The 26,398-nt window shown below is 58.8% G+C and carries 30 protein-coding genes; 13 read left to right on the forward strand and 17 right to left on the reverse strand.

Annotation, left to right across the window (positions count from 1 at the left end; genetic code table 11):
* Position 1: 1 nt before the first annotated feature.
* The gene (locus tag PGR6_RS06370) at positions 2-487 is read right to left on the reverse strand and encodes a GNAT family N-acetyltransferase (protein ID WP_064616411.1); all 486 of its coding nucleotides are present in this window, start codon (positions 485-487) and stop codon (positions 2-4) included.
* A 140-nt stretch (positions 488-627) separates the two neighbouring features.
* Between PGR6_RS06370 and PGR6_RS06375 the strand changes: the two genes are divergently transcribed.
* The 3 genes from PGR6_RS06375 to PGR6_RS06385 all read left to right on the forward strand — a co-directional run bounded on the left by PGR6_RS06375 (position 628) and on the right by PGR6_RS06385 (position 2,807).
* Positions 628-1,053 carry a YybH family protein gene (locus PGR6_RS06375; protein WP_064616413.1) on the forward strand — a complete coding sequence of 142 codons (426 nt, stop codon included), beginning with the start codon at positions 628-630 and terminating at the stop codon, positions 1,051-1,053.
* Positions 1,054-1,151: 98 nt separating this feature from the next.
* The gene (locus PGR6_RS06380) at positions 1,152-1,496 is read left to right on the forward strand and encodes a YciI family protein (RefSeq protein ID WP_064616415.1); all 345 of its coding nucleotides are present in this window, start codon (positions 1,152-1,154) and stop codon (positions 1,494-1,496) included.
* A 75-nt stretch (positions 1,497-1,571) separates the two neighbouring features.
* A complete protein-coding gene (locus PGR6_RS06385; RefSeq protein ID WP_018926429.1) occupies positions 1,572-2,807 on the forward strand; it encodes an RNA polymerase sigma factor in 1,236 nt (411 codons plus the stop codon).
* A gap of 31 nt (positions 2,808-2,838) precedes the next feature.
* On the opposite strand, the gene PGR6_RS06390 is transcribed toward PGR6_RS06385, so the two are convergent.
* Positions 2,839-3,693: a LysR family transcriptional regulator gene (locus PGR6_RS06390; protein ID WP_018926428.1), complete on the reverse strand. Its 855-nt coding sequence runs from the start codon at positions 3,691-3,693 to the stop codon at positions 2,839-2,841.
* Between the two features lie 89 nt (positions 3,694-3,782).
* Here PGR6_RS06390 and PGR6_RS06395 point away from each other — a divergent pair, with 89 nt between their 5' ends.
* A complete protein-coding gene (locus PGR6_RS06395) occupies positions 3,783-4,223 on the forward strand; it encodes a multidrug/biocide efflux PACE transporter (protein WP_064616417.1) in 441 nt (146 codons plus the stop codon).
* Positions 4,224-4,335: 112 nt separating this feature from the next.
* On the opposite strand, the gene PGR6_RS06400 is transcribed toward PGR6_RS06395, so the two are convergent.
* Both PGR6_RS06400 and PGR6_RS06405 read right to left on the reverse strand, forming a co-directional pair.
* Entirely contained in the window at positions 4,336-5,952 is a 1,617-nt protein-coding gene (locus PGR6_RS06400; protein ID WP_064616419.1) for an inorganic phosphate transporter, read from the reverse strand.
* 269 nt (positions 5,953-6,221) lie between these two features.
* Positions 6,222-7,244: a transporter gene (locus PGR6_RS06405; RefSeq protein WP_019581436.1), complete on the reverse strand. Its 1,023-nt coding sequence runs from the start codon at positions 7,242-7,244 to the stop codon at positions 6,222-6,224.
* A gap of 275 nt (positions 7,245-7,519) precedes the next feature.
* Between PGR6_RS06405 and PGR6_RS06410 the strand changes: the two genes are divergently transcribed.
* Positions 7,520-9,145 carry a methyl-accepting chemotaxis protein gene (locus PGR6_RS06410; protein ID WP_018926422.1) on the forward strand — a complete coding sequence of 542 codons (1,626 nt, stop codon included), beginning with the start codon at positions 7,520-7,522 and terminating at the stop codon, positions 9,143-9,145.
* A gap of 294 nt (positions 9,146-9,439) precedes the next feature.
* Positions 9,440-9,802, forward strand: coding sequence for a hypothetical protein (locus tag PGR6_RS06415; RefSeq protein ID WP_018926420.1), 363 nt, complete (start codon positions 9,440-9,442; stop codon positions 9,800-9,802).
* Between the two features lie 16 nt (positions 9,803-9,818).
* Here the strand turns inward: PGR6_RS06415 and PGR6_RS06420 are convergent, their stop codons facing one another.
* The 3 genes from PGR6_RS06420 to PGR6_RS06430 all read right to left on the reverse strand — a co-directional run bounded on the left by PGR6_RS06420 (position 9,819) and on the right by PGR6_RS06430 (position 12,761).
* Entirely contained in the window at positions 9,819-10,979 is a 1,161-nt protein-coding gene (locus tag PGR6_RS06420) for a GAF domain-containing sensor histidine kinase (RefSeq protein ID WP_064616421.1), read from the reverse strand.
* A gap of 158 nt (positions 10,980-11,137) precedes the next feature.
* Positions 11,138-11,443: a PepSY domain-containing protein gene (locus PGR6_RS06425; RefSeq protein ID WP_007934833.1), complete on the reverse strand. Its 306-nt coding sequence runs from the start codon at positions 11,441-11,443 to the stop codon at positions 11,138-11,140.
* 190 nt (positions 11,444-11,633) lie between these two features.
* The gene (locus PGR6_RS06430; protein ID WP_064616423.1) at positions 11,634-12,761 is read right to left on the reverse strand and encodes a glycerophosphodiester phosphodiesterase; all 1,128 of its coding nucleotides are present in this window, start codon (positions 12,759-12,761) and stop codon (positions 11,634-11,636) included.
* A gap of 236 nt (positions 12,762-12,997) precedes the next feature.
* Here PGR6_RS06430 and PGR6_RS06435 point away from each other — a divergent pair, with 236 nt between their 5' ends.
* Positions 12,998-13,324: a DUF2025 family protein gene (locus tag PGR6_RS06435; RefSeq protein WP_064616425.1), complete on the forward strand. Its 327-nt coding sequence runs from the start codon at positions 12,998-13,000 to the stop codon at positions 13,322-13,324.
* A gap of 68 nt (positions 13,325-13,392) precedes the next feature.
* Here the strand turns inward: PGR6_RS06435 and PGR6_RS06440 are convergent, their stop codons facing one another.
* The gene (locus tag PGR6_RS06440) at positions 13,393-13,716 is read right to left on the reverse strand and encodes an antibiotic biosynthesis monooxygenase family protein (protein WP_064616427.1); all 324 of its coding nucleotides are present in this window, start codon (positions 13,714-13,716) and stop codon (positions 13,393-13,395) included.
* On the reverse strand, positions 13,713-14,420 hold the full coding sequence (locus tag PGR6_RS06445; RefSeq protein WP_064616429.1) for a CTP synthase C-terminal region-related (seleno)protein: 708 nt from the start codon (positions 14,418-14,420) through the stop codon (positions 13,713-13,715). Before PGR6_RS06445 ends, PGR6_RS06440 begins: the two co-directional genes overlap by 4 nt.
* Before the next feature lie 15 nt (positions 14,421-14,435).
* Between PGR6_RS06445 and PGR6_RS06450 the strand changes: the two genes are divergently transcribed.
* Complete coding sequence (locus PGR6_RS06450) at positions 14,436-15,395, forward strand: LysR family transcriptional regulator (protein ID WP_082920827.1); 960 nt, start codon at positions 14,436-14,438, stop codon at positions 15,393-15,395.
* On the opposite strand, the gene PGR6_RS06455 is transcribed toward PGR6_RS06450, so the two are convergent.
* Together PGR6_RS06455 and PGR6_RS06460 are read right to left on the reverse strand one after the other, a co-directional pair.
* The gene (locus tag PGR6_RS06455; RefSeq protein ID WP_018926412.1) at positions 15,370-15,915 is read right to left on the reverse strand and encodes a DUF1003 domain-containing protein; all 546 of its coding nucleotides are present in this window, start codon (positions 15,913-15,915) and stop codon (positions 15,370-15,372) included. The two genes, PGR6_RS06450 and PGR6_RS06455, sit on opposite strands and share 26 nt — an antisense overlap.
* Before the next feature lie 141 nt (positions 15,916-16,056).
* Entirely contained in the window at positions 16,057-16,665 is a 609-nt protein-coding gene (locus PGR6_RS06460) for a TetR/AcrR family transcriptional regulator (protein ID WP_064616432.1), read from the reverse strand.
* Positions 16,666-16,880: 215 nt separating this feature from the next.
* Here PGR6_RS06460 and PGR6_RS06465 point away from each other — a divergent pair, with 215 nt between their 5' ends.
* Positions 16,881-17,939, forward strand: a complete 1,059-nt coding sequence (locus PGR6_RS06465) for an MBL fold metallo-hydrolase (protein ID WP_026286448.1) — start codon at positions 16,881-16,883, stop codon at positions 17,937-17,939.
* A 44-nt stretch (positions 17,940-17,983) separates the two neighbouring features.
* On the opposite strand, the gene PGR6_RS06470 is transcribed toward PGR6_RS06465, so the two are convergent.
* The gene (locus PGR6_RS06470; protein WP_064621204.1) at positions 17,984-18,178 is read right to left on the reverse strand and encodes an XRE family transcriptional regulator; all 195 of its coding nucleotides are present in this window, start codon (positions 18,176-18,178) and stop codon (positions 17,984-17,986) included.
* 11 nt (positions 18,179-18,189) lie between these two features.
* Positions 18,190-18,507: a helix-turn-helix domain-containing protein gene (locus tag PGR6_RS06475; RefSeq protein ID WP_018926408.1), complete on the reverse strand. Its 318-nt coding sequence runs from the start codon at positions 18,505-18,507 to the stop codon at positions 18,190-18,192.
* 254 nt (positions 18,508-18,761) lie between these two features.
* On the opposite strand from PGR6_RS06475, the gene bglX reads away from it, so the two are divergent.
* Positions 18,762-21,125, forward strand: coding sequence for a beta-glucosidase BglX (bglX, locus tag PGR6_RS06480; protein WP_064616435.1), 2,364 nt, complete (start codon positions 18,762-18,764; stop codon positions 21,123-21,125).
* Between the two features lie 51 nt (positions 21,126-21,176).
* Here bglX and PGR6_RS06485 read toward each other — a convergent pair whose 3' ends face one another.
* Positions 21,177-21,944, reverse strand: coding sequence for an AraC family transcriptional regulator (locus PGR6_RS06485; RefSeq protein ID WP_064616437.1), 768 nt, complete (start codon positions 21,942-21,944; stop codon positions 21,177-21,179).
* A gap of 112 nt (positions 21,945-22,056) precedes the next feature.
* Between PGR6_RS06485 and PGR6_RS06490 the strand changes: the two genes are divergently transcribed.
* Positions 22,057-22,875, forward strand: coding sequence for a sulfite exporter TauE/SafE family protein (locus tag PGR6_RS06490; protein ID WP_064616438.1), 819 nt, complete (start codon positions 22,057-22,059; stop codon positions 22,873-22,875).
* A gap of 100 nt (positions 22,876-22,975) precedes the next feature.
* Complete coding sequence (locus PGR6_RS06495; protein WP_064616440.1) at positions 22,976-24,151, forward strand: hypothetical protein; 1,176 nt, start codon at positions 22,976-22,978, stop codon at positions 24,149-24,151.
* Positions 24,152-24,158: 7 nt separating this feature from the next.
* Here PGR6_RS06495 and PGR6_RS06500 read toward each other — a convergent pair whose 3' ends face one another.
* A complete protein-coding gene (locus tag PGR6_RS06500; protein ID WP_064616442.1) occupies positions 24,159-25,148 on the reverse strand; it encodes a hypothetical protein in 990 nt (329 codons plus the stop codon).
* Positions 25,149-25,385: 237 nt separating this feature from the next.
* Here PGR6_RS06500 and PGR6_RS06505 point away from each other — a divergent pair, with 237 nt between their 5' ends.
* On the forward strand, positions 25,386-25,811 hold the full coding sequence (locus tag PGR6_RS06505) for a helix-turn-helix domain-containing protein (RefSeq protein WP_082920914.1): 426 nt from the start codon (positions 25,386-25,388) through the stop codon (positions 25,809-25,811).
* Positions 25,812-25,884: 73 nt separating this feature from the next.
* On the opposite strand, the gene PGR6_RS29100 is transcribed toward PGR6_RS06505, so the two are convergent.
* Complete coding sequence (locus tag PGR6_RS29100; protein WP_237229578.1) at positions 25,885-26,082, reverse strand: colicin E3/pyocin S6 family cytotoxin; 198 nt, start codon at positions 26,080-26,082, stop codon at positions 25,885-25,887.
* Between the two features lie 56 nt (positions 26,083-26,138).
* On the reverse strand, positions 26,139-26,390 hold the full coding sequence (locus PGR6_RS06510) for a pyocin S6 family toxin immunity protein (RefSeq protein WP_064616446.1): 252 nt from the start codon (positions 26,388-26,390) through the stop codon (positions 26,139-26,141).
* Positions 26,391-26,398: the final 8 nt, after the last annotated feature.

Here is a 26,398-nt window from a genome sequence, read left to right on the forward strand (position 1 = left end):
ATCAGAAAACCAGTCCCATCCGTCGTTCGTAACCGATCCGGCCTTTGTACGCTTCGCCGCTGTCGACAAAACCGTATTTGGCATACAGCGCGATGGCCGATTCATTGTCGGCATCCACCGACAACTCCAGCCCCTTGATCTCCGGCCAGGCCTGACGCGCAACCTCCGGCAACGCCAGCAGACAGGCCTTGCCATAACCCTTGCCCTGGGCACGGTGATCGACTTGCAGGGCGTGCAGGGTGGCACTGTGTTCGTTAGCCCAGGCCGGCAGCACTGGCGGGCGCTTGAGCAGCAGGAAGGCCACCGGAACCTCTTCGGCCAGCAGGGCAAAGCCTTTGACGCCAGGGCCCGGTTTGGACAGCAAGGTGTGCAATGCACCGTGGATGTCGCCGGAGAATCTGATTTGTTCGGCGTGGATTTCGATGGCCTCGACCTGTTGGCGCTGCAAGGCGTTCAGGCTTTCGTAAGGCACGAGTCGGGCTGTCACTGGAGTGTCCTTTTTCCAACACAAATGAGCCTCGGATTCTAGCGAGTTTGCCTCCATGGATTATTTTTATTTCGGTTGTCGATTTGGCTTTTCGCCAGACGACTAAAGGTGTCTTCAACAAAAAAACGTGGAGAACCCTCATGAACGCTCAGACACAAATCCATAACTTGATCGAGAACTACCGTCAGGCAGTCATCGCCAAGGATGTGGAAAAGGTCATGGCCCTGTACGCCGACGACATCGTCTCCTTCGATGCCGTCAAAGCCCTGCAATTCAAGGGCAAGGCGGCCTACCGTGCGCATTGGCAGGAATGCATGGAGATGTGCCCCGGCCCGCATATTTTCGAGTTCCATGAAATCGACGTCGTGCCGTCGCAGGAGATCGCTTTCGCTCACTGGCTGGCGCATTGCGGCGGCACCAATGAAAAGGGTGAAACCCAGGCGTGCTGGATGCGCGTCACCGCGTGCTATCGGCAGGAAGCGGGGCTCTGGCAGATCGTCCACGAACACTGGTCGGCTCCGTTCGACATGACCAGCGGCGCGGCGCTGTTCAACCTGGAACCCTGATGGTCGGGTTGTTTATCGGAAAGCAGCGCCAAAGCGCCAATCGACAGCCATAGTTGATCAGTTCGGTCACGGCAAAGCCGCCTGAAATGGAGAGTCCCATGAAGTATCTATGCCTGGTCTACAGCAACGAGCACGAATTGCACTCGCTGCCCGAAAGCCCCAACGACGCCGAGTGCATGGCCTATGCCGAGTCGATCCAGGGCAGTGGCCGGATGATCGCCGCCGAAGCGCTGGAGTCGGTGCAGACCGCGACCACCGTGCGCATGCGCAACGGCAAAATGTCGATCACCGACGGCCCGTTCGCTGAAACCAAGGAGCAGTTGGCCGGCTTCTACCTGATCGATGCCAAAGACCTCAATGAAGCCCTCCAGGTCGCCGGTAACATTCCGGCGGCCCGGGTCGGCTGCGTCGAGGTGCGGCCCGTTCGCCAGTTAAATCCCTGAGTAATCCTCACAACGGAGTTCTTTTATGAGTGCGCAATACGTCCAGCGAAAAATGGCCCCAGGCATGCCGGACTGATGCCGGGCGAATCGGTACGGGCGCAAGTCGAGCAGGTTTACCGCGACGAGTCGCGGCGAATCCTGGCGACCCTGATCCGCTTGCTCGGCGATTTCGATCTCGCCGAAGAAGCGCTGCACGAGGCGTTCTTCGTCGCGGTCGAGCGCTGGCAGCGCGACGGCGTGCCGGACAATCCGCGCACCTGGCTGGTGTCTACTGGCCGTTTCAAGGCCATCGATGTGTTGCGTCGGCGCGCGCGTTTTAACGCGTCCCGGCCGTTGTTGATCGCTCAACTGGAGGCGCTGGAACAGGCCGACTGGAGTGACGAAGACGTGGAAGACGATCGCCTGCGCCTGATCTTCACCTGTTGTCACCCGGCACTGGCGGCGGACGCTCAAGTGCCGCTGACCCTGCGTGAAGTCTGCGACCTGACCACGGAAGAAATCGCCCGGGCATTCCTCTCGGCACCGGCCACCATCGCCCAGCGCATCGTGCGCGCCAAGGCCAAGATCCGTGACGCGAAAATCCCATACCAAGTGCCCACCCTGACGGAACTGCCCGAGCGACTCGACAGCGTGTTGCGGGTGATTTACCTGGTGTTCAACGAAGGGTATTCGGCGTCCATCGGCAACGAACTGATCCGTGAAGACCTGACGCGCGAAGCGATTCGTCTCGGTCGGTTGTTGATGGAGCTGTTGCCTGAACCGGAGGTGATGGGGCTGCTGGCGCTGATGCTGTTGCATGAGTCCCGGCGTCCGGCCAGGACCTCCGCGAGCGGTGAGCTGATTGTGCTGGATGAACAGGATCGCTCGTTGTGGAACGCCGAGCTGATTGCCGAAGGCTGCGCCTTGATTGAGCGGGCGCTGACGACACGGCGCTTCGGACCTTATTGCCTGCAAGCGGCGATTGCCGCGGTGCATGCCGAAGCGCCCTCGGCGGCAGAGACGGACTGGGCGCAGATTGTCGGTCTGTACGACGTGCTGCTGCGGGCGGTGCCGTCGCCGGTGATCGAACTGAACCGCGCGGCGGCGCTGTCCAGGCGCGATGGCCCGCAGGCCGGGCTGACGTTGATCGAAGGGATTCTGGCCCGGGGCGAGTTGCTGGATTACCACCTGGCGCATTCGGCACGGGCAGAGTTTTGCCGGCAGTTGGGAAGGGTGGAAGAGGCGCGAGCGGCGTATCAGCGGGCGCTGGAATTGACACAGCAGGTGCCGGAACGGCGGTTTATCGAGGGGCGGCTCCGGGCGTTGGAGTGATGTGATTTCACCGGCCCCATCGCGGGCACCGCTATTCCAGCATCTTGCCCAATAACCAACTCCCCGCTGGCCCCGGCGGGTGCAAACGCGACCACAGCGCATCGACATACACCGGTTTTGGCCAGCCGCGCACTTTCAATTCCACCAACGAACCAGCCCCGAACCGCCCCACCAGCCATCGCGGCAACGGTGCCCAGCCGAACCCGCCCTGGGCCATTTCCAGCAGCATCAGGTAACTTGGCGCCGACCAGACCCGCCCCTTCGCGCGGCTTTCATACGGATTGACGATCGTCGCCAGACGCAGTTCGCGGTGCTGTTGCAGCACGTCCTGATCGATGTCGTTCAGCGTCGCCAATGGGTGCGCGTGGGACACGAACAGGGCGATTTCCGTGCGCTCGTCCACCGTCGAACTGACCAGGTCCGGCGGGTAGCTGTCCTGCATTTCGGCGAAGGCGACGTGCGCGCGGCCGCGTTGTACCAGTGCTACCAGGTCATCGCATTCGGCAATCAGGCATTCAAGTTCCAGGTCCGGGTAACGCTGCTCGAAAGCACTGAGCGCCGCTTCGAAACGGTCGGACTGGTAAGTGTCGGAAATCGCCACGGTCAACTTTGGCTCGATGCCTTGGGACAGTTGGCTGGCGGTCATTTCCAGACGGCTGGTGGCGGCCAGAATCTCCTCGGCCCGTTGCAGCATGACGTGCCCGGCCGGGGTCAGGCTCGGCTTGCGGCTGCTGCGGTCGAAGAGGACAAGGTTCAGGTCGATTTCCAGGCTCGCCACGGCGGCGCTGATGGTCGACTGACTGCGCCCGAGCTTGCGCGCCGCGGCGGAAAACGAGCCTTGGGTCGCGGCCTCTACAAACGCCAGCAACACTTCGTGGGAAGCCATGAACTATCGCCTTGATCGATGGTTATTGGTTATGAAGTATCGGTTCGATGGCAGATCATGGCAACCACAGTCACTCAGGGAGTCTGGCCATGAACGCCAACAAATCCATCACTGAACGCATCTTCCAGGCCATCGGTTTCGAGCTGCTGGCCGTTTTGATCTGTACCCCACTGCTGGCCTGGATCATGGACAAACCCATTTTGGAAATGGGCGTGGCAACCATGGCGATTGCAGCCCTTGCCCTGGCCTGGAACGTGGTCTTCAACGGCCTGTTCGACCGCATGCTCAAGCGCTTCGCCATTGTGCGTAACGCTTGGATCCGCGTGGTGCATGCGCTGTTGTTCGAAGGCGGGCTGGTGGCGTTTGGGGTGCCGTTGATTGCCTGGTGGCTGAAGATCAGCCTGTGGCAGGCGTTCCTGCTGGACATCGGCGTGCTGCTGTTTTTCCTGCCGTACACCTACGTGTATCACTGGGGTTACGACGTGGTGCGGGAGCGGCTATTACTGCGCAGGGCCTGCGAAGGCTATTGAATGACCTGTAGGAGCGAGGCTTGCCCGCGAAAGCGGTTTCACAGTCAGAGTCATCGTTGAATGTGAAACCGCTTTCGCGGGCAAGCCTCGCTCCTACACAGGTTGTGTATGGTCAGAACAGCTTGGTGAACAACCAGTACAAGCTGCCCGACAACACAATCGCCGCCGGCAAGGTCAGCACCCAGGCCATCAGCAGGTTGCGGATGGTCTTCATCTGCAAGCCGCCACCGTTGGCGACCATGGTCCCGGCCACGCCTGAAGACAACACGTGGGTGGTCGATACCGGCAGGCCGAACATGTCGGCGGCGCCGATGGTCAGCATCGCCACGGTTTCTGCCGAGGCGCCTTGGGCGTAGGTCAGGTGCGTCTTGCCGATTTTCTCGCCGACCGTCACCACGATGCGTTTCCAGCCGACCATGGTGCCCAGCCCCAGGGCGATGGCCACCGCGATCTTCACCCACAGCGGAATGAACCGCGTGGCGTTGTCGATCTGTTGCTTGAACAGTTGCAGCTTGCCGGTGGTGTCGGCGTCGAAGTTTCCGACCTTGTTCTTGTCCATCAGGCGAATGGTTTCGCTGGTCAGGTACATGTCGTTGCGCACGTTGCCCATCGCTTCGGCCGGGACTTTCGACAGCGAGCCGTAACCCTTCACTTCGTTACCGATCTGGCCCGCCAACGCGGCGAGGGCGGGGATCAGTTGCGGGGTGGCTTCCTTGTTGCGCATGTAGTCGGTCAGCACCGGGCGTGGATCGGTGGGCATCGGCAGCGGTGTGTTTCTCATCAGGGCTTGCTGGGTGACTTCGGCCACCGCGGCGAATTGCAAGGCCTGATCCGCCGGCATGGTGCGGTTCAATGCATACGCCATCGGCAGCGTGCCCACCAGAATCAGCATGATCAGGCCCATGCCTTTCTGGCCGTCGTTGGAGCCGTGGGCGAAGGACACGCCGGTGCAGGTCAGAATCAACATGCCGCGAATCCACCACGGTGGCGGGGTGTCGCCTTTCGGCGCCTTGTACAGTGCGCGATTTTTGACGAAGACACGCAACGCCAGCAGCAACAACGCGGCGAATGCGAAGCCGATCAGCGGCGACAGCAGCAACGCGTAACCGACCTTGGTCGCCTGGGCCCAGTCCACGCCACTGGTGCCGTCGCGGCCGTGCATCAAGGCATTGGCCACGCCGACACCGATGATCGAACCGATCAGGGTGTGCGACGAAGAAGCCGGCAAACCCAGCCACCAGGTGCCGAGGTTCCACAGAATGGCGGCGATCAACAGGGCGAAGATCATCGCGAAACCGGCAGAGGAGCCGACCTGCAGAATCAGCTCCACCGGCAACAGGGCGATGATGCCGAACGCCACCGCGCCGCTCGACAGCAACACCCCCAGGAAGTTGAAGAACCCGGACCAGGCCACGGCGAAATTCGGTGGCAAGGAGTGGGTGTAAATCACCGTCGCCACGGCGTTGGCGGTGTCGTGAAAACCGTTGACGAACTCAAAGCCCAAGGCAATCAGCAGTGCCACGCCCAACAGCAGAAACGGCGTCCAGGTGGTGACCACCGTGCCGAGTTCGCTCATGTCGTGCATCAGGCTGTAGGCGGTGAACAACAGCCCGCTGCCCAGCACGGCAAAGAACATCACGAAGGTGAGCAGGCCGGGTTTTTTATCGAACTGCGGCCTGGCGCCACTGGCGGGCGCCTGGGAGGCGGCGGTGAAGGAAGGCGTAGCCATGCCGGACAATCCTGAGCAGAGAAGGAGTATCGGCCATGATCGTTGCTAAATATTACAGTGAGACTGCGCTGGGTCAGTGTTTGGTTTTTTTGTGATGCCGGATGCTAAGGCAGGCAAATACCTGTGGCGAGGGAGCTTGCTCCCGTTCGGCTGCGAAGCAGTCGTAAAACCAGAGAATTCTGTTTGAATGAATAAACCGGATAGGGGCCGCTGCGCAGCCCAGCGGGAGCAAGCTCCCTCGCCACAAGGTATCGGTGATGATGGACGGTTTAATAATCGCGCCGCTTACGAAACGCCCAGCGCCCGGCAATCAGGGTAAACGTCGCCACCAGTGCCACCAGAATCCAGAACCCCTCCGGATCCCCGGCAAGCGGCACCCCGCCGACGTTCATGCCGAAGAAACCGGCAATGATGTTGATCGGCAGCGCCAACACCGTGACCACGGTCAGGGTGAACAGCGTGCGGTTGCTCTGTTCGTTGAGATTGGCGGCGATTTCTTCCTGTAATAGCTTGATCCGCTCACCTAGGGCGGTGAGGTCGTTGATGATCAGCGCAAACTCCTCGGTGGATTTGCGCAGCTCCTTGACGTCCTCCTTCTGCAACCATTGCGGCGGGCGATTGAGCAGGCGCAGCAACGAGCCCGGCTCCAGCGCCAGCAACCGTTGCAGGCGCACCAGCACCCGGCGGTTGGCGCCCAGTTCGGCGCGGTTGGTGGACAGGCGCGACGACAGCAATTCATCTTCGATCTGATCGACACTGAGGCTGGTCTTGCGCACGATCTGCGTCAGCACTTCGCCCTGATCACGCAGCAAATGCACCAGCAATTCCAGCGGTGAGCGAAAGCATTCACCGGCCTTCACCGAAGAGCGCAGCTTGTCCACCGAGTGCAGCGGTTGCAGGCGCGCGCTGATGATCAGCCGACTGCGGGCGCAGACCCACAGCGTCGAGACATCCGAGGAAACCATGCTACTGAGGTTGAACACCACATCGTTGACCACCGCCAGCAACGCCGAATCGACATGCTCGATGCGCGTCGAACGCGACCCCTCGTGCAAGGCTTCGAAAAACTCGTCGGGCAATTCCAGATGGCTTTTCATCCAGCGCTCGCACGCCGCATGAGCCAGGTTCAGGTGCAGCCAGAGAAACTCATCACTGTCGTCCGGTTGTTGCAGGCAGTGCAGTGCCTTGGCCGAGTCGATCTCTCGACCGCGCTCGCCGGGGCGAAAACTGAAACCGTAAAGCAGGCCGAACAGGTCGGAATCGCGATGGCGTTGATCAATGCTGTGGTTCATGAAGTCTCGCTGCGGGGAGGCGCCTGTCGCGGGTTTCACAGGTTCACTTGAGCCTCATCATTGCAAGCGCTCATGACGGTTTTGTGACGGCAAGGTGTACGCAAACGATTGCGATACCGATGGTCGGATTTTCCTCAAGAACCGCTCTGGAACGCCGATCACGCTTGGGTTACGTTTGCGCGCCTTCGGCCAAGGGCCAACGTGGCAGACAGGGATGTCCGGATACTTTTCACGCCTTCATCCGCGTGCCTCATTCCTGTTTCGAGTACTTCCCGATGTCTTTACAAAAGTCCCTTCGAGCACAAATTCTCGCCCTGTTGAGCGGCAGCCTGTTGGCGATGTTGTTGATCGCTTTGGCCTGCTTTCACTTTTTGTCCAACGGCGTTCAGAACTACGCGAACCTGATCGAAGGCCCGTTGCACACCTCGCAACTGATCGATGAAGCCAACCTGCAATTCAAGGTGCAGGTTCAGGAGTGGAAAAACGTCCTGCTGCGCGGCAAGCAACCCGCGGACCTGGACAAATACTGGAAGCAGTTCGAGGAGGGTCAGCGCAATGTGCAGGGTATCCTTGGTGAACTGGCCGGGCAGAAGGGTATGGAGCCGCAACTCAAGACCCGCATCGAACGCCTGCGTGAGGAGCATCGTGTATTAGGTGCGGCGTATCAGAAGGGCCGTGATGCCTACGTGGCGGCCGGTGCCGACCCAGCGGCCGGCGACAATGCGGTCAAGGGCGTGGACCGCGCCGCCAGCGAGCAGATGAATGAACTGGTCGGCGAACTGCGCAAGCAGAGTGTCGAACAATCGAAATTGATCAGTGCCAGTGCCGATCAGACGGTGTTGTCGGGGCTCGCGGTGATGCTGGTGTCGGGCCTGCTGATTGGTTTGTTGAGTCTGTGGCTGGTCAATCGCAACCTGGTGGAGCCGATCCGCAAACTGATCGACTACGTGGCGCAACTCAGTCAGGGCCGGTTCGCCGAGCGCGTGGCCAGCACCCGTCAGGACGAGTTGGGCAACCTGGCCAGGGCCGCCAACACCTTGCGCGATTTCCTCGCCGAAACCTTCAGTCGTTTGCAGCGCAGCGCGTCGGACCTGGACAGTGCCAGCGGTGAGCTGAACTCGATTGCCGGCCTTATGGCCAGCGGCACCAACGAGCAGTTCAATCGCACCGATCAGGTGGCCACGGCGATGAACGAAATGTCCGCCACCGCGCAAGAAGTCGCGCGCCACGCCGCCGAAGCGGCACGTGCGGCCGACGATGCCGATCAGTCCGCCCAGCAAGGCGAGAAGGTCATGCAGGGCACCATTCACACCATCACCCAAATGCGTGGCGAAATCGCCAACACCGCCACGGTCATCCGTCGTCTGGAAGAAGACAGCGGGCGCATCGGCAAGGTGCTGGAAGTGATTCGCGGCATTGCCGAACAGACCAACCTGCTGGCGCTCAACGCGGCAATCGAAGCGGCCCGTGCCGGTGAAGCCGGGCGCGGTTTTGCGGTGGTCGCTGATGAAGTACGCAGCCTGGCCCAGCGCACGGCGGCGTCGATCATCGAGATCAACCAGATCATTCAAACCGTGCAAACCGGTGCGGTGGATGCGGCCCAGGCCATCGAAAGCGGCCAGTCGCGCAGCGAGCAAAGCGTCGAGCAAGTGACCCAGGCCGGCGCCATGCTCGAGCGGATCACCCATGCCGTGGAAGCCATTCGCGACATGAACCGCCAGATCGCCACCGCCGCAGAAGAACAGACTTCAGTGGCCGAAGACATCTCGCGCAACCTCACCGAAATCACCAGCATCGCCAGCACCAACCTGGACAACGTGCAGCGCACCGAAGCGGCCAGCCACAACCTGCATGGGCTGTCAGGGCAATTGAATGAGGTAACGGCGCGGTTGAGCGCCTAGTGAAATGGATTGTGTATCGAATCGGTTACCGAGTCGGTACACAGGCGTTGCAGGATGAAGGTGGCAGTACGGCGGATTCGGTGGTCAGCACCTCGGCCTGATCCTTAAGCATTACAGCTGTACACCTTGTTAAGGTCGGTGTGCCGTTGATCGGGTACTTGCAACCAAGACGCCCGATTTCAGCGGTACCTGTTATTTCTGACAGTAGACAGTTTTTTTCTCGCGGCGCTAGATATCCCTTGGCGCGCCTACTCAAACTGAACCTGTGCCAGTACTTTCACAAGGAGCATTGCGATGACCGAAACATTGAACCCTATGACTGTTGTCGGTGGACAGTCGATCATTTTTTTCGTCGATGAAGCAGACCCAGTGATTCCGAAAGCAATCATCCCGGCAAGGGAAGAATTTGTAGAGGGCGAAGAAATCTTCGTGAAGTTTGGCAACGTGGAGGTTGCTTATCACAAATATCGACAAGGTGATTTCTTTCCCATACACATTCCTTTGGACAAAGGAGCGCTGAGTCAGGTGGCTGTCGCTGCGGAGGCTTACTACACGATCAAGCATCTGGATGGATCGACCTCCACCTCAAGTTCTTTCCGTGCCAAGGTCGAGATGTTTAACAGCCAATCGTCCGTGAGTCACGCTAACGCGGTCTAAGACATTGAGGCTGTCGTCACCGCGTCAAAGGCAGCGTGAATATGAACGCCGTTCCATGGGACTGCGTCGATTTCACATCAAGCTGCCCCCCATGGGCCAGCGCAATCTGATTGGCAATGTACAACCCCAACCCGAGGCCGGCCTGCGGTGTTCCGCCGGTCGGTCGCGAGTAGGGCTGGAACAGGTGTGGCAAGGCATCTTCGGCAATCAGCCCGTGGTTTTTCACGCTCAATATGAAGTGCCCTTCGTTGACCTGCGCACTGACCTCGACCGGGCCGTCGGGATCGCCGTGGACAACGGCATTCGCCAGCAGGTTGGACAGCAACTGCGCGACCCGTTCGCGATCGCAGTGAATGTCGCTCAGGTCGCCAATCGACGACTGAATAATGCGCTTGGGGTGAATGCTCTGGATCTCGGCGATCACATGCCGCAGCACATCCCCCAAATCCGGGCACGGCTCGATATTCACCGGGATGCCGCGACCCAATGACCCGCGCGCGAAGTCCAGTACATCGTCGACCAGTTTGGTCGCACGCCGGGCGCTGGTGAGGATATGCCGCACCCGTTGTTCATTTGGCGGGTCTTTGAGTTTGCGCAGGAGCATTTCGGCACCGGCGCTGATGGCGAACAAGGGGTTGCGCAGGTCATGGCCGAGTACGGCGATGAACTGTTCGCGCAGTTCGCTGGTTTTACGTTCCTTGATCGGCGCCGCTTCGGTCTGTTGCAGGTTTTCTTCGGTCTCTATCTGCAGCGCGAGCATCCGGGCGAAGGATTCCATGGTGCTCTGGATCGTGCTGGACTTGAGCGGCGCGGGATCAGGATCGAGGGCGCAGAGGGTGCCAAAGAAGCGCCCGTCGGTGCGAAGTATCGGCACGGCAATGTAGCTTTCGAAGGGATGATCGCGGCTGAGCGGGTCTTCACTGACCTTGTCGATGACCACCGAGTGCTGGCCCTGGCGAATTTCGTCGCTCAGCGTGGAGACCAGCTGCAGTTCATCGCCCACTTGCACGCCGAAACCCAGTCGATCGAGCACCGCGCAGGCGATCCAGGTGTTGTCGATGACGCGGGCCACCGCGGCGAACCGCAACCCGGTCAGCTCACTGATCACCTGGAGAACCGCCGGCACCGCGCTGATCCGGCCGATCGTGGCGATGTCTGCTGCCGCTGTTTGCCCCATATCCGTGGTTCTCTGCTTCAACATGCTGAGTGGTGTTGAGGGATTCTAGCGGGCCTGCGCAAAAGGGCGCGACTTCGTTCATGACTTCAGCGATTTGCCTTACGCCGAACGCAAAAAAGCCGCACGACCCGAAGATCGTGCGGCTTTTTGCCGTTGAATCACTTGTCTTGTTTGTTGCTCAGGACCTTGCCAGTGGCGGCATCGAAGTCCACGTCCCATTCGGTGTTGTCAGCCAGACGCAGTTCCACTTCATATTCGTAACCGTTGAAGTGGTTATCCAGGTCGGTATCGGTAATCGTGGCGCCCGGATGCAACTTCAGCGCGGCCTGGTTCATTTCTTCCAGGGGTTTGATCTTGCCGCTTTTGACCAACTCGGGGATCTGGTCGACGCGAACATCAGCTTGGGCCAGGCCTGCGGTGAGGGTCAGGGCAGCAGCGGTGAACAGGGCAGTTAAGGTTTTCATCAAGTTCTTTCCTTGGAGGAGCTGTTTAAGTGGGATCAGGTTAAACAGCGCAACTTAATTCACCCTTAATTGCCCGTGGCGTCAGCTAAAAGCTTCGCGGGCAAGCCTCGCTCCTACAGATTTACGCGACCACCGCGTATGGCATTGTAGGAGCGAGGCTTGCCTGCGAAACAGGCGCCACGGTCTTGAATCAATACCCGTTGTTCTGCAACAACTGCGCAACACTCGCCGCCGCCGGGCGCTTATAGAACTTCAGCAGTTCGCTGGCGCGATTGGTGAAGATGCCGTCGACACCGGCATCCATCACTTTCTGATAATCCACGGCATCGTCGATGGTGTAGACGTGCACCAGCATGCCCTGATCGTGGGTGAACTGGTTCATCCACGGTTTCACCAGGTCTGAATAGCTCTGATCTCCACCCTTGGTCAGCGCGGCAGAAGGCCCGGTGCCGATAGCGCCCTGGGCCTTGGCGTACTCGACCCATTGCTGGAATTCGGCTTTGTCCTTCGGTTCCTGTTTGGCGTAGTAAGTCGCTTTGTCCTTGTCTCCGGACTCAGCGAACGCCACTTTGGATTTCGGCTCGATGCTGCCTTCGCCGACCCACAACAGCAGGATTTTCGGCACTTGCGGCATCTCCTTCTCGAGCAGTTCTAGGCTGCTCTTCTCGAAGGTTTGCAGCACGACTTTGCCTTTCCCCTGGCCGACCGCCAGATTACTTTTTGCCAGTTTGGAACCCGTCGGGCTCAGCCAACCACGGTCCTGCAATTTATCCTTGAGATCGCGTTCGATGCCGGGAAACTGCTTTGGCTCCTTGGTTTCGATGTACAGGCCAGGCTTGTGCAGTGGATTGCCTTGGGCGATGTCGATGATTTCGTCCAGGGTCAGGATCTTCAGACCCACGTAGCCAGGACGCGCGCGATCCGGGTACGCCGTGTTGAACCAGCTGCCGGCATCCAGGGTTTTCAGTTCGGCGATGGTGAATTCGTTGGCCGGGCTGTCCTTGCGCTCAGGGAATTTGGTAGCGACGTCGGTGGTGCGTTGCAGGTTGTTGTCGTGCAGGGCGAACAGCACACCATCCTTGCTGCGTTGCAGGTCCATTTCCAGGTAGTCGGCACCCAGGTCGCGAGCCAGTTTGTAGGCTGCGGCGGTGGATTCCGGTGCATCAAAAGAGGCGCCACGGTGGGCGATCACCGCCGGGTGCGGAATGCCCAGGCGGGTTGCCAGTGCGCTGGGGCTTGGCTCGCTGGTGGCCTGTGCCTGGCCGAGGCCGAGCATCAGGCTCAGCAGCAGGGCGCTTTTGGTGAAGGAGACAGGCATGGTCGAAGTCCTTTTGCGATGAGTTTTCAAAGACGTATCTTTTAACAACTGAGCGCCGCTTGTGCTATCACCAGACCGACATAAACGTGTTTAAAGAAGATTTCTTCGACGCTTTTGTGCGGCTCTTTGCAGTAATCTTCACACCTGCAGTTTCCCCGGCAGAGGGAAACCCGTTCACTTGCCCTGCGTGTAAACCATCGATCACCGGTCCTTAGCGACCTTTTGTGAGGTTTACCATGCGCATCACTTCCCAGCTCATTTGCCAGGCCGCCGACCAACTCAAAGGCTTCGTCGGCCTCAATCGCAAAACCGGCCAGTACATCGTGCGCTTCAGTGAAGACGCTTTCGGCATGGACGTGGCTGACGACGGCATCATCCCCGCCAGCGAATTCGTCTGGGCACCCGGCCCCGAGCAGACCATGACGCTCAAGCGCGAACTGATTCAGTTGCTGCTGGACCAGAACATCGACGACCGGATCAACATCACCGAACCGTTGCGGGTGTACATGAATCGACAGGACGTGCCGCAGATTACGGCGGTGAGGAGTTTGGTGCGGGGGTGAGGGTTTTGCGGTGGCTGTTCTGGCGTCTTCGCGGACAAGCCCGCGAAGACGCCAGAACACTGCATCATTTACTGTTTGAACGCATAGGCCCGTTCAACCTTGCACACCCGCGTATGACACGCCGAATACCAGGTCGATCGCCCGCGTTCACGAATCGCGCTGTGCTCGGGGTGATGCTTCCAGGCCAGGATCGCCGCTTCGCTGTCCCAGTAGGACACCGTAATCCCGAGCCCATCCGCGCCCCGGGCCGATTCCACGCCCAGGAAGCCGGGTTGCTCACGGGCCAGTTCCACCATGCGTTCGGCGGCCTGTTCGTAACCCTGGTCGCCTTCGGTGCGCAGCGAGGTGAAAATCACTGCGTAGTAAGGTGCTGCAGGTGTCTGGGCGATCATGAATTTTTCCTCGCACAGGCCTCGATCAACGCCTTGACCAATGGCGGCAGCAGGCCTTTGAGCGCGGCGCGTTCCGGTTGGAACAGCGTTGCGACAAAGAATGGATGATCCTTCAGCTCCACTGCCCGCAGATCCCCCGCCGAATCGTGGCCAACCGCGTGCAACTGTCGCGTCAGTAGCTGCCGTTCAAACTCGGGATTCACACCGTAACGGCAGTGATAGCCTTCACGAATCTCCACATTTTCGTACGCCTTGGCGATCAACGAGCCTTCAACCAAATGAATGCTGTCGACGGCTTCCACCAGCGCACAGGTCAGCGGCGTGAGTAACGCCCGCGTCGCGTCGGGCGAAGTCTCGCCGTGTTCGGCATCTTCCCAGCCCAATACGTTGCGGGCGAATTCCAGCACCGCGTGCTGAAAACCGCCGCACGTGCCGAGGAACGGCCGTTGTAGTTCCCGGGCAAAGCGGATCGCCCGTAACGCGCCATCCATGTTGCGATAAGGGCTGGCGGGTACACACCAGAACCCATCGAAGTCGTCCAGTGGCGTATCGGCGGTGATGCGGTCGGTGGGCAGCCATTCAAACTGCAGGTTCATGCCGGTGTGTTCGGCGGCCATGCCGAGGGCGACGGGGATGGCTTGATGGGCGGTGACGTGTGGATCGTAGTCACCGATCAGGGCAATGCGGATGGCGTTGGTTTCCATGAGTGATCTCGACGCTTGTTGATTTCTGGCACCGACTATAGATTGGCGTTCACGCAATCAATATTGGCGTTATCCCAAGTGATCAATGCATCGACGCACTATCGGCTGGACTATCCCGACCTGTCGCTGATCCTCGCTTTAGTGCGCGGCGGCTCTCTGGCCCGGGCTTCGGCGTTGTTGAAGGTCGACGTCTCGACGGTGTTTCGCGCGGTCCGTCGACTCGAAGCCGCGCTGGGCCAGCAACTGTTCGAAAAGAGCCGCACCGGTTACCTGCCTACCACGTTGGCTCAGACCCTGGCCGAGCAGGCTGAACGCGCCGAACAAGCACTGGAGGCGGCGCGCATTGGCGTGGAGCAGGGCGGAGAAATCATCAGCGGCACCGTGCGCCTGACCTGCACCGATTCGGTCCTGCAAAGTCTGCTGTTACCGGCACTGGCGCGGTTCATGCCGTCTTACCCGGCACTGACTATTGAACTCTGCACCTCCAACGACTTCGCCAACCTCAGCCGCCGCGACGCCGACATCGCCTTGCGGTTGACCCGTACCCCGCCCGAGCATCTGGTTGGCCGGCGATTGGCAGACATTTCCTACCGGGTCTGTGCCAGCGCGGCCTATCTGCAATCGGTCGAATCCCACGACCTGGCCTCATTAACCTGGATCGCCCCGGACGACTTTCTTCCCGATCACCCCACCGTCGCCTGGCGGCGCCAGCAGTTGCCTGGCGTTACACCCGGTTATCGCTGCAACAGCATGTTGTCGGTGACCGAGTTGGTGCGGGCCGGACTGGGCATCGCGGCGTTGCCGGACTTTTTGATCGGTGACGGACTGCAACCGTTGACCGAGCCCCTGCACGGTTACGACACCGCGCTGTGGCTGCTGACCCGCCCGGACTGCCGCGCGTTGCGCTCGGTGGTGACGTTGTTCGACGAGTTGGGGCGGGCGCTCCGGATCAAACCTTCGGTGGCTCCTTGCTGATGAAGTGTTGATGCATTTCCGAGGTCAGGCTTTCGATGCGCTCAGTCAGGGTCTTGGTGATTTCGGTGAGCCGGGTGTTTTGCTCCAGCAACTCCTTCAGTTGCGCAGTGTTCCGCGCGGCTTGGGCCTGACGTTCACTGTTGGCGATGGCCAAGGCTTCACGATGTCGCGCATCGGCTTCGGACTGGGCTTTGTCCCGCGCCGCCTGACGCGTCTGGGCCAGCAGAATCAGCGGCGCGGCGTAGGCCGCTTGCAGGCTGAACGCCAGGTTGAGCAGGATGAAGGGGTACACATCGAATTGGGTTACGCCGGACAGGTTCAGGCAAATCCAGATCACCACCACCAAGGTCTGGGCGCCAAGGAAGGTCGGCGTGCCAAAGAACCGCGCAAAAGCCTCGGCGCGCAGGGCAAAACGGTCGGTACCGAAAGTAGGTGCCAGGTGCGCGTGAGGGCGATGGAAGCGCAGGTGATCGACGGGGCCGGTGATTTCGGTTTCGGTTTCGTGGGTCGGAGTGCTCATGATGCTCTCTGAAGAGGGGATGGGACTGAGGCTCACTATAGCTCCAGCGCCAGTCTCATTCAGAAACACATTTCGGTGTTTTTATTCAGAGCGATCGAACAGCGATAAAGTGGCGGACGTTGTCATTTTTTGCAGCTCGGTTCAGCACTCATAGCACGCCAGGAACATGTCCAGCGCAGATTCCACCACGGTGTGCTGCATCTCGGGCGAAAGGCCCGTTCGGCCCATGGAAATCTGCGGCCAGAAGGCAAAGGACTTGAGCAACCCGTGGATCTGTTGCGCAGCGAACTCAGGCGCGACCTGTTTCAAGCGGCCATCGGCCTGGGCGGCACGAATCCACACGGTCAAACTTTCTTCGCGCTCACCCATTCGGGCAACCATGTTCTGCGCACGCTCGGGAGAGTGGATGGTGGCGGCAATCGCCACACGCGCCAGGTCGAGAAAATTGTCATCGGCCAGCATCTGCAATTTCGCCTGCAACATCAGGCGCAGCTGATCGCGCAGGGGCAGGTCGTGGCGGTAGGCCGTTTCCTGTTCGGCCGTTACTCGGGTCCATAACTGATTGAGGATTTCGGCAAACAACTCTTCCTTGCTCGGGAAGTGGTTGTACACCGTGCGCTTCGACACGCCGGCGGTGGCGGCGATCTTGTCCATGCTGGTGATGTCGAAACCGTGGGTACGGAATTCGGCAATCGCTGCCTGGATGATGGCTTCGCGTTTTCGGTCGGTGAGGCGCTGTGGAGCTGTCATAAGTACGCTTCGGCAGGAAAAAGTGGAGAATTACACTTGGTAGTTTACTTGTGATCGGCTTTGATGCAACCTAGAAACTACACTGTGCAGTGTAATGTTGTGTTAATCCTGCACCGTGAGAAATTGAATCTTCGGCTGATGCGTGCATGCCTTGGCCATTTATCGTCCCAAGCGGAAAATCGTCGATTGTGCGGTTTTTCTGGAGTCATTCAGTCATGGACACTTCAACTTCCCCAGCGAACAACGCTTCAACGCCTGAAGCGTCCCGACAGGCTCAAGGGCAGTACCGAAACCATGTGCCGGTGCAGCGCGAAGGCTTTCGCAAAACCTTGCGCATCCTGTGGAACTTCATCTTCAACAAACCGCACGACACCCGGCCGTCGGCCCCCGTTCCGGTGCAAACCCTGACCCAGGCGGCGTTGATTGCCGCGCCTAACCACAGCGTCTATCGCCTGGGCCATTCCACGCTTCTGCTCAAGCTGCAGGACAAGTTCTGGATCACCGACCCGGTCTTCGCCGAACGCGCCTCTCCCGTGCAATGGGCCGGCCCCAAGCGTTTCCACCAGCCGCCGATCAGCCTCGAAGACCTGCCGCCGATTGAAGCGGTGATCCTGTCCCACGATCACTACGACCACCTCGATTATCAGGCCGTGCTCAAACTGGCGGACAAGACCCGCTACTTCCTCACGCCCCTGGGCGTGGGGGACACCCTGATCAAGTGGGGCATCGACGCCAGCAAAGTGCGCCAACTGGATTGGTGGCAGGGCACCGAGGTCGATGGCCTTCAATTCGTAGCCACACCTTCGCAGCACTTTTCCGGTCGCGGGCTGTTCGACGGTAACAGCACCCTGTGGGCATCGTGGGTGATGATCGACGGCGATACGCGGATTTTCTTCAGTGGCGACAGCGGCTACTTCGACGGCTTCAAACGCATCGGCGAGCAGTACGGCCCATTCGACCTGACCCTTATGGAAACCGGCGCCTACAACGTCGAGTGGCCTCACGTGCACATGCAGCCCGAGCAAACCCTGCAAGCGCACATCGACCTTAAAGGGCGCTGGTTGCTGCCGATCCACAACGGCACCTTCGACCTGTCGATGCACGCCTGGTACGAACCTTTCGACCGTATTCTGGCGCTGGCCTGGGAACGGAACGTGTCGATCACCACGCCGCAAATGGGCGAGGCGTTCAACGTGATGTATCCGCAGCGTGGTGGCGCGTGGTGGTTGGGTGTGGAAGATGTAAGCGATCAGGCGACCGTGCAGAACGCTTGATGTTGTGCTGCCGGGGCGCTTGCGGTGCAAGCGCCCCGGACTTTTCAGCTGCGTTCGTCCAGTAACGGCTTTGTATATTCCGAGATTTTTGCCACGGTCAGATCGCAAAATTCTCCACGGAGTATTTCGTTCAGTTCCTCCTCAGACAATCCAAGCCTATGGGCCGCCTCAGCCTGACTCAGCTGACCGGTTTCGAGGAGCATGCCTATTTTCATAACGTGTTCGGCTTTGGCCCGCATCTGCTGCAACCTCACTCAACCATCGCATAATCCGCCCGCCCCACCGGATTCGGTGTGGACCCTTTCACATTCATCCCTCGGCCCGGTGCAAACCCCGGGAAGAACACCAAACCTTGCGATTCAAACCGATACGCCAACGCCAGCCGCGTGACATCCAGCACATTACGCTGCGCTTCGAATCGCTGGATGGCGTCAACGGAAACTCCGGATTCCTCGGACAACTCCTCCACACTCCAACCCAGCATCGCTCGGGCCTGGGCGCAGTGGGCTGGGGTGAACTGGAAGAGGGCGATGCGTTCCAGGGTGATTTTCATTGCAAGAGAGGCCATGGTTTTCTCCGGGGATCGAGCGTGGCGATTCGAAAATGTACTGTGTTTTTGTACAGTTGTTTTGCGCCCGGATCAAACTCATTTTTTGATCGATTCTCTTTTTTCGCTCAGGCAGGGGCGTTGGACCGACTACGCTGTCTCTAGGCGGTTTCCTGAAAGCTCCAAATGATTGAACGTCAGCCTTCTGATCTTCAATGCCGGAAAGGTGGCGTTTCAAAGGCAGTGCGCCACAGCGTTACGCGGGGAAGGGAATCATGAAAAGACTACGTCTGCTATGTGCCCTGATCAGCTTTACAACTCTGCCGGTCCTGGCCGATACGGTATCGCCAAACAAAGATGCCTTTGTCACCAACCTCATCAATCAGATGACCCTCGACGAAAAAGTCGGCCAACTGCGGCTGATCGCTATCGATGACAAGATGACGCCCGAAAAAATCTGCCAGGAGATCACTGCCGGGCGAATCGGGGGGACGTATGGCTCTGTGAGCCGTTATGTAAACCGCCCCATGCAGGACGCGGCTCAACAAAGCCGCCTGAAGATACCGATGTTTTTCGGTTGGGACGTGATACACGGTCATCGAACCATTTTTCCCATCGGCCTGGCCCTGGCCTCCAGTTGGGATATGGACGCCATCGAGTTGAGCGGTCGAACGGCGGCGAAAGAAGCCAGTGAGGACGGTATCGATATGACCTTCGCCCCGATGATCGATGTCGCCCGTGATCCTCGCTGGGGGCGCACATCCGAAGGCTTCGGTGAAGACACCTATCTGGTTTCGCGCATTGCCAGAGTGATGGTCCAGGCCTACCAGGGACAAAGCCTGAACGCGCCCGACAGCATCATGTCCAGCGCCAAGCACTTTGCGTTGTATGGGGCTGTCGAGGGGGGGCGCGACTACAACAGCGTCGACATGGGCCTGACCCGAATGTACCAGGACTACCTGCCACCTTATCGTTCGGCGATCGAGGGTGGCGCGGGAGCCGTCATGGCGGCGCTTAACTCGATAAATGGTGTGCCGGCGGCGGCCAATAAATGGTTGATGCAGGACCTGCTCCGCAAAGCGTGGGGCTTCAAGGGACTGGTCATCAGCGACCATAACGGGGTAACCGATCTGGTTCAGCACGGTGTTGCGAGGAATCCTCGCGACGCGGCCAGGCTCGCCATCAGGGCCGGCATTGATATGAGCATGAACGACTCCTCCTATGGGCCGGAGTTGCCAGGGCTGCTTGAGTCTGGCGCCATTTCCCAGAGCGATATTGATGACGCGGTGCGGGAAGTACTGGGTGCCAAGTACGACATGGGGCTATTCGAAGACCCTTACCGGCGCCTCGGCGCTGCCAGTGAAAGCGCTGCTGATAACAACGCCGAAAACCATCTGCACAGAGCGCAGGCCCGTGAAGTGGCACGCAAGACACTGGTGCTGTTGAAGAATGAAAACGGGCTCTTGCCGCTGAAAAAAGAGAGCACGATCGCGCTCATCGGCCCGTTGGCAAAAAGTACCGTCGACATCATGGGCAGTTGGTCTGCAAGTGGTGTGCCCGCGCAATCGGTGACGATCTACGACGGGCTGAAAAGCGCGATGAGCCAGGGCTCGCTGATCTATGCCCGAGGCGCCAATCTCGAGGAGGATCAGGAGGTTGTTAAATACCTGGAATACCAGGGCGTGTCTGAAATCGCCAACGACCCTCGCCCGGCAGAAGAAATGATTGACGAAGCAGTCAAGGTTGCACAGCAAGCCGATGTTGTCATCGCCGTGGTGGGCGAGCCCCGCAGCATGTCCCATGAAGCGGCCAGTCGAACCAGCCTCGATCTGCCGGGGCGCCAGAGTGAATTGATCACCGCCCTGAAAGCCACCGGCAAGCCGCTGGTACTGGTATTGATGAACGGTCGGCCGTTGTCGATCGGCAAGGAGCAGAAACAGGCCGATGCGATTCTGGAAACCTGGTACAGCGGTACCGAGGGAGGCAACGCCGTTGCGGATGTATTGTTCGGTGACTACAACCCGTCCGGCAAATTACCCATCACCTTTCCACGTTCCGTGGGGCAGATCCCCAATTACTACAGCCACCTGAACACCGGCCGTCCGTATCTGCCGGGTGCGCTTCGCAACTACACGTCGCAATATTTCGATCAATCCTATGGGCCGCTTTACCCCTTCGGCTATGGGCTGAGCTATACCGATTTCAGCCTGACCGACATGGCCCTGTCTTCGACCACACTGAACAAGACCGACAACCTCGTCGCCAGCATCATGGTGAAAAATACCGGCCAGCGTGACGGCGAAACGGTGGTTCAGCTGTATATCCGCGATGTCGTTGCCTCCGTCGCCCGGCCGGTCAAAGAACTGAAAAACTTCCAAAAAATCATGCTCAAGGCCGGCGAGGAGAGAGCAGTCCACTTCAGCATTAACGAGAACGACTTGAAGTTCTTCAATGCCCAACTGGAATACGTCGCCGAGCCGGGTGAGTTCCGGGTGCAAATCGGCCTGGATTCCCAGGATGTGAAGGAGCAGAGCTTTGAATTGCTGTCAGAACAAGCCACTCAAGACAATCATCCGCCTGGTGCAGAACCTGTAGACGCGAGCGGTGCGGCGATCCGACTTGCCCACGAAGAACGATGATGCGTAATCCCTGAGAAACCGCGGTGCATTCTTCGCGGATGGCTTTAGTGGTCATTTCGTCCCCTCCAACCAAACGGACGGGGCCTGTCCCAGCACCCGACGGAACATGGTCGAGAACGCCGCCGGGCTTTCATAACCAAAATCCAGGGCAATGCGCGTCACCGGCGTGTCCACCGCCAGCCGCGCCAAGGCCAGCACCACGCAGGCTCGCTGCCGCCATTGGCTGAAACTCAGCCCGGTTTGTTGGCGGAACAGACGATTGAACGTACGCAAACTGATATGCAACTGATCGGCCCATTGCTGCGGCGATTGGTGAGCGTTCGGTTGCCGGAGAAACCTCTGACACAACCCGAGCAACCGCGAATCCACAGGCAACGGAATATGCAACGGCAGGTGAGCACTGCGCGCCAGTTCGTGCAGCAACAAGTCGATCAACGCCCCATCGCGCCCGGCCTCGTCGTACTCCAGCGCAACCTCCACCGCCTCCATCAGTAAATGCCGCAGCAACGGCGAAACACTGATCACCTGGCAGCGGCTGCCCAGATCAACCGCCCCCGGTTCGATATACACACTGCGAGTGCTCACCCCCAGCATCAACACCTCATGCGCCACCCCTGGCGGAATCCACACCGCCCGCTGCGGCGGCACCACCCAATTGCCGTCGAGCGTGCTCACCTGCATCACCCCGGTGGCGCCATACAACAACTGCGCCCGTCGATGGGTATGGCGCGGCAACCGATGACCGTCGGGATAATCCGTACCGATGGCCACCACCGGCCGTGGCGTGTCGTCCAGCAGATCAATCGAAACATTGCGCATCGAGCGGCACCCAGCGGTTGGCGTAAACGCAAACATTATTGGCTGACTTGCTGAAGCAGGCCAAGCCCCATCGCTCTATCGTCGGCCACTCTCAACCCACGGACGATGCGCGATGTTCTTCTACCTCTTGCTGGCACTCTTCGGCTGCATGACCGGCGTCACCGCCGTGCTGTTCGGCTTCGGCGGCGGATTTGTCGTCGTGCCCTTGCTGTACCGCATGCTCACGGCCAGCCACGGCATCGACGACCCCATCGGCCAATCGGCGATGCACATTGCCGTGGCGACTTCGACCTGCGTGATGATCGTCAATGCCCTGATCGCCACCAGAAAACATCACCACGCGGGCAATCTCATTCGCCATTACCTGTGGCCGTTGGGCGGGTTCATCGGCTTGGGCGCGATCGTCGGAGCTGCGGCCGCGATGTGGGCGAGTGGTGAGCTGATCCGTTCTGCCTTCATCGTTTACCTGAGCGTGACCATTCTGGACTGCTTGTTCAGACGCGGTTTTCTTACACAGTCCTACATCGAAATCCCACGGCGATTGGGCGGGGCAGAAGTGTCTGGCGGCGGTGTGGGAATTGGCGCTATCGCCACCTTTCTTGGGGTGGGTGGCAGCGTCATGACCGTGCCGTTGCTAAGACGCTGTGGCCTCAGCATGTCGCAAGCCACATCCATGGCTAATCCATTGAGTCTTCCGGTTGCGGTGGCCGGAACGCTGACCTATATGGCGATGGCGGGGTTTACCGAGTTTGATCTGGGACCGTGGTTTGTCGGTTATGTGGATGTGCTGGCGTTTACGGTATTGACGTTTGGGTCGCTGGTGGGGATTCGGCTGGCCACGCCGTGGATCGGGCGGATACCGGATCGGGTGCATGCGCGGGTTTATATTGGTTTGCTGGTAGTGGTGATGCTTAGCATGTGTCTGGGTTGAGTGTTATCGGCGTAGCTTTCCATCGATTCTCGGACGTTGCTTCGCCATAATCCGCGACAACTTCTCGCGAGCAGCGCTCGATTCACTCAAGGATGTTTTGATGTTCAAAGGACTGTTTCGTCTGACCGGCATTGTCGTGTTGGTGTGTTCAACTTTTTCTACCGCGCTGTGGGCTGAAAATGGCACTCAGGTTTACACCGGAACTGTGGGCAAATCGCCGATTGTGCTGGAGGTGAACGCCAACGGCAGTGAGGGGCGGTACTTTTACCAAAAGTATCGCAGTGATCTAGTACTCACCGGAAATAGAGAAGGCGAAACCCTGATACTCGACGAGGGCAGCCAGGCTGACGATGAGGGTAAAACTGTCCCGCAAATTCGCTTGCATCCCAAGCCCGACGGTTGGTCCGGCGAATGGACCAGTCCACAAGGCAAAGTCCTCAAGGTCGAATTACAGCAAGCCAAACTCCCGCCAGTGTCCGCCGAAACGTTGCCCTATCTCGTCAGACTCCATGACAAGGCGCCATACGAATATCTGCGTCTGCAAGGCCTGAAACTCAAACAAGGACGGACCGAAACGTTCATGGGGTACACGCTGCAATGGTGGGGCGAGCCACAGACAAAAATGGAAGGGTTTGAAGTGGTTTCGGGGTACACCGCTGAAACGCGCCAGCGTATCAATCAGCAGTTGATGGCGCGGTTGTGGCAGGGCGTGGTGGGGCATTTCGGGTGCTACATCGATGGCAAACAGGGCTACTACAATCAGGGGATTCAGCCGTTGTGGATGACGTCCTCCGTCATGAGCGCGACTATCTCATTCGAGTACTACTGCGGTGGGGCTTACCCGGATCAGTACAATGAGGCGCTCAATCTTGATACCCGTACCGGGAAAGTCCTGACGCTTGATGACGTGCTGTGGGTGGGGCAGGGCAAACCGCTGCATTTCGAGCAAAAAATCTACGACTACGATGAATCTTCATCCGAGTCATCCGCTGTCTATTACGACTACCGGTCCAAGGAGCTGGCGCCTTGGCTGGTGGCGCAACTGCTTAAGCTGTATCCCAAGGAAATGACGACAACGGCTGAAGGGGAGAACGACTGCGGCTACAACGACGACTACCCTTGGCACTATCCGGATTGGTACTTCACCGAAAAAGGCATCAAGTTAGAGCCGTCTTTCCCTCACGTGTCTGCCGTCTGCCGAAACATTGGCTGGGGCGTCCTGCCCTACAGCCTCATCAAACAACATCCCGGCGGCGTAGCGCTGCAACTGCCCTGAGGCGAAGTCACTGATCCGCCAACCCCGGCGCTTCACGAATAATGAAGTGATCCAGGTTCTCGATGTTGGCACTGAACACCCCGAACGTCTGTTCGGGGTTTTTCTTGCTAGGCACCTGCTTCAACTCTGGCGTCACGCCATAAAAGAAGCAATACAACTCGGCATCACTGTCGACGGCGTGCTTGATCTCCTCCAGAAACGCCTTGCGCTTGCGGTAGTTGTCGATCAGCTTCTTGCTCAGATAAACGTTGACCGAATAAGGCTTCTTCTTCGCCTCGTCCGCTTGCTTGAACCAGACCTTCTGTTCGAAATCGATGCGAAAGCTCTGGGTGTAATCCTTGATCTCCTTGATCTTGCCCCAGTAAATCAGCCCCTTGTTGTCCTGCAGGTACTCGATCTTCTTGAAGAACGACCCATAGGGCGCCGTGTGCTCGCCAATCTTCAGCGGCATGCGCTTGAGCAGCTCCTTGTCCGTGAAGTTCGACACAAAACACTCCACCGGGTGTGCGAAGACACTGGTCTTGTCCGGCGCCGACTCCCGGCTTGGCTGCTCGACGTTACTGCTCGCTGAAGTGAGAGTCGGGGCATCGCGCAAAACATCCGCTGCCACCGCCGGGCTCGCAGGCTTACGCACATACTCACGCCGAGTCAGCAACAACTCCGACGGAAAATGCTCCTCCCGACCGTCATCCGATTCCGCCCCGTCCGCCTCCACACCCGACGCCGGCATCTTCAGACTGACATAAGGACAATCCGCCACATGCCGCGTGCTGGGCATGTTCTTGAAGTGCGGCGTGCGCACGTAATTCACATTCTTGGCGTTGAACGTTCCCAACACGTTGGCCGCATCGAATGCCAAACGGCAGGCATCGTTGGGGCACTGGAAATGCTCCTTGGCAGAATCGAAATCCATGGTTTCATCGAAATTCAGATCGCGCACATCATAGATCGACAGCTTGTCGTCGAGGCTGAGGCAGTAGGCGAGGTCGAATTTCATGGCGGGCTCGGGTCCTTGAGAGGGGACGGGTATTAATAGCGGGAGGTGGGGAGGGTTGCACTGAATGTTTTTGGCACAGCGCAAAATCCGTAGCAATGCACCGGTCAATAGGCAGGACGTGCGAGCATAACCGGAATTATACTGCTGGAAGTGGAGGGTTGAGCCACGATAGTTGGCATTATAGTTCCGACTGTGTGGCAAGCCATGCTAGGACGCCTGGTTGAATGGGGGGCTGCGATGAAAGAGAACACCAACGAACGGCGCAGGGAGCTCATTGACGACATCGTCATGCAGCATGTGACGGGGATCGAAACCCTGGGCACCGCTATTCGTCGGCTAAGGCTTGAGGTGACCGGTTTCGACCAGGAAACCTTTGCAGCCATGTGCAAGATGTCGACCAAGGCGCTGTACCAGATCGAGAAGGACAAGGCTAATCCGACCGTCAGCACCCTCGAAGCCATCCTGAGGAAGTTCGGGCTGCGTCTGGGGCTGACCATTGCCACAACTCTTCACACGCCGCCGCTTGGGCAGCAAAAGCCGGTTTCCAAAGCGCCCGTTCGCGGCGCCAATCCTAAACGCAAGTCCGCAGGACAGCTTAATAGAGTGGCTACGTTGCGAGCCACAACAAAGACCAAGGATGGCGATAAGGGCCCGGCCGATTGAGTGATGACGCAAAATCCGTAGGTGCGCGTGCATGGCAGGGCGACAGGGTGGTGATCACCAAGGCCGGCAAGCCTTATCTGGGCCTGCTGCCCCATGTCGATTCACCGCAGACGCGCAAGCCTGGGCGATTAAAGGGGAAGATTCGGATGTCGGCAGATTTTGACAGGGCTTCAGGTTCACCATGAAAAATATCCCACTCGTAAATTGTTCTACCCTTCGCATCAGTCCTGCGATCCCGAAGTCCTCCCTTGTATTGGGTTTTCTTGAGCAAAAGCCCGATCAGTGTGATTGGTCAGGGCTTTATTTGACTAATTGTGACAATGGATTTCATTGCTTGGCGCAAGTGCCCATAAAGTACTCTAGACCCTCAGGAAAACTGACGCCTAGAAGTTCTGACAGCGTCATTACCTGACTCTCGCTTAAAAGTAATTCTCCTGGTTCCACTTCGTTTAGTGGCTTCGATTCAATAAGATGGGCAACTTTCTCATTGAGCTCAGTTCCTTCGATATCCAGCTCAAACTGCAAAGAGTCGTCCTGCTTGTCATCCGGATAAAAGCCAGTTATTGAAAGGTAGCGCATGCTGTAAT

This window comes from Pseudomonas sp. GR 6-02 (assembly GCF_001655615.1).
Classification (GTDB): Bacteria; Pseudomonadota; Gammaproteobacteria; order Pseudomonadales; family Pseudomonadaceae; genus Aquipseudomonas.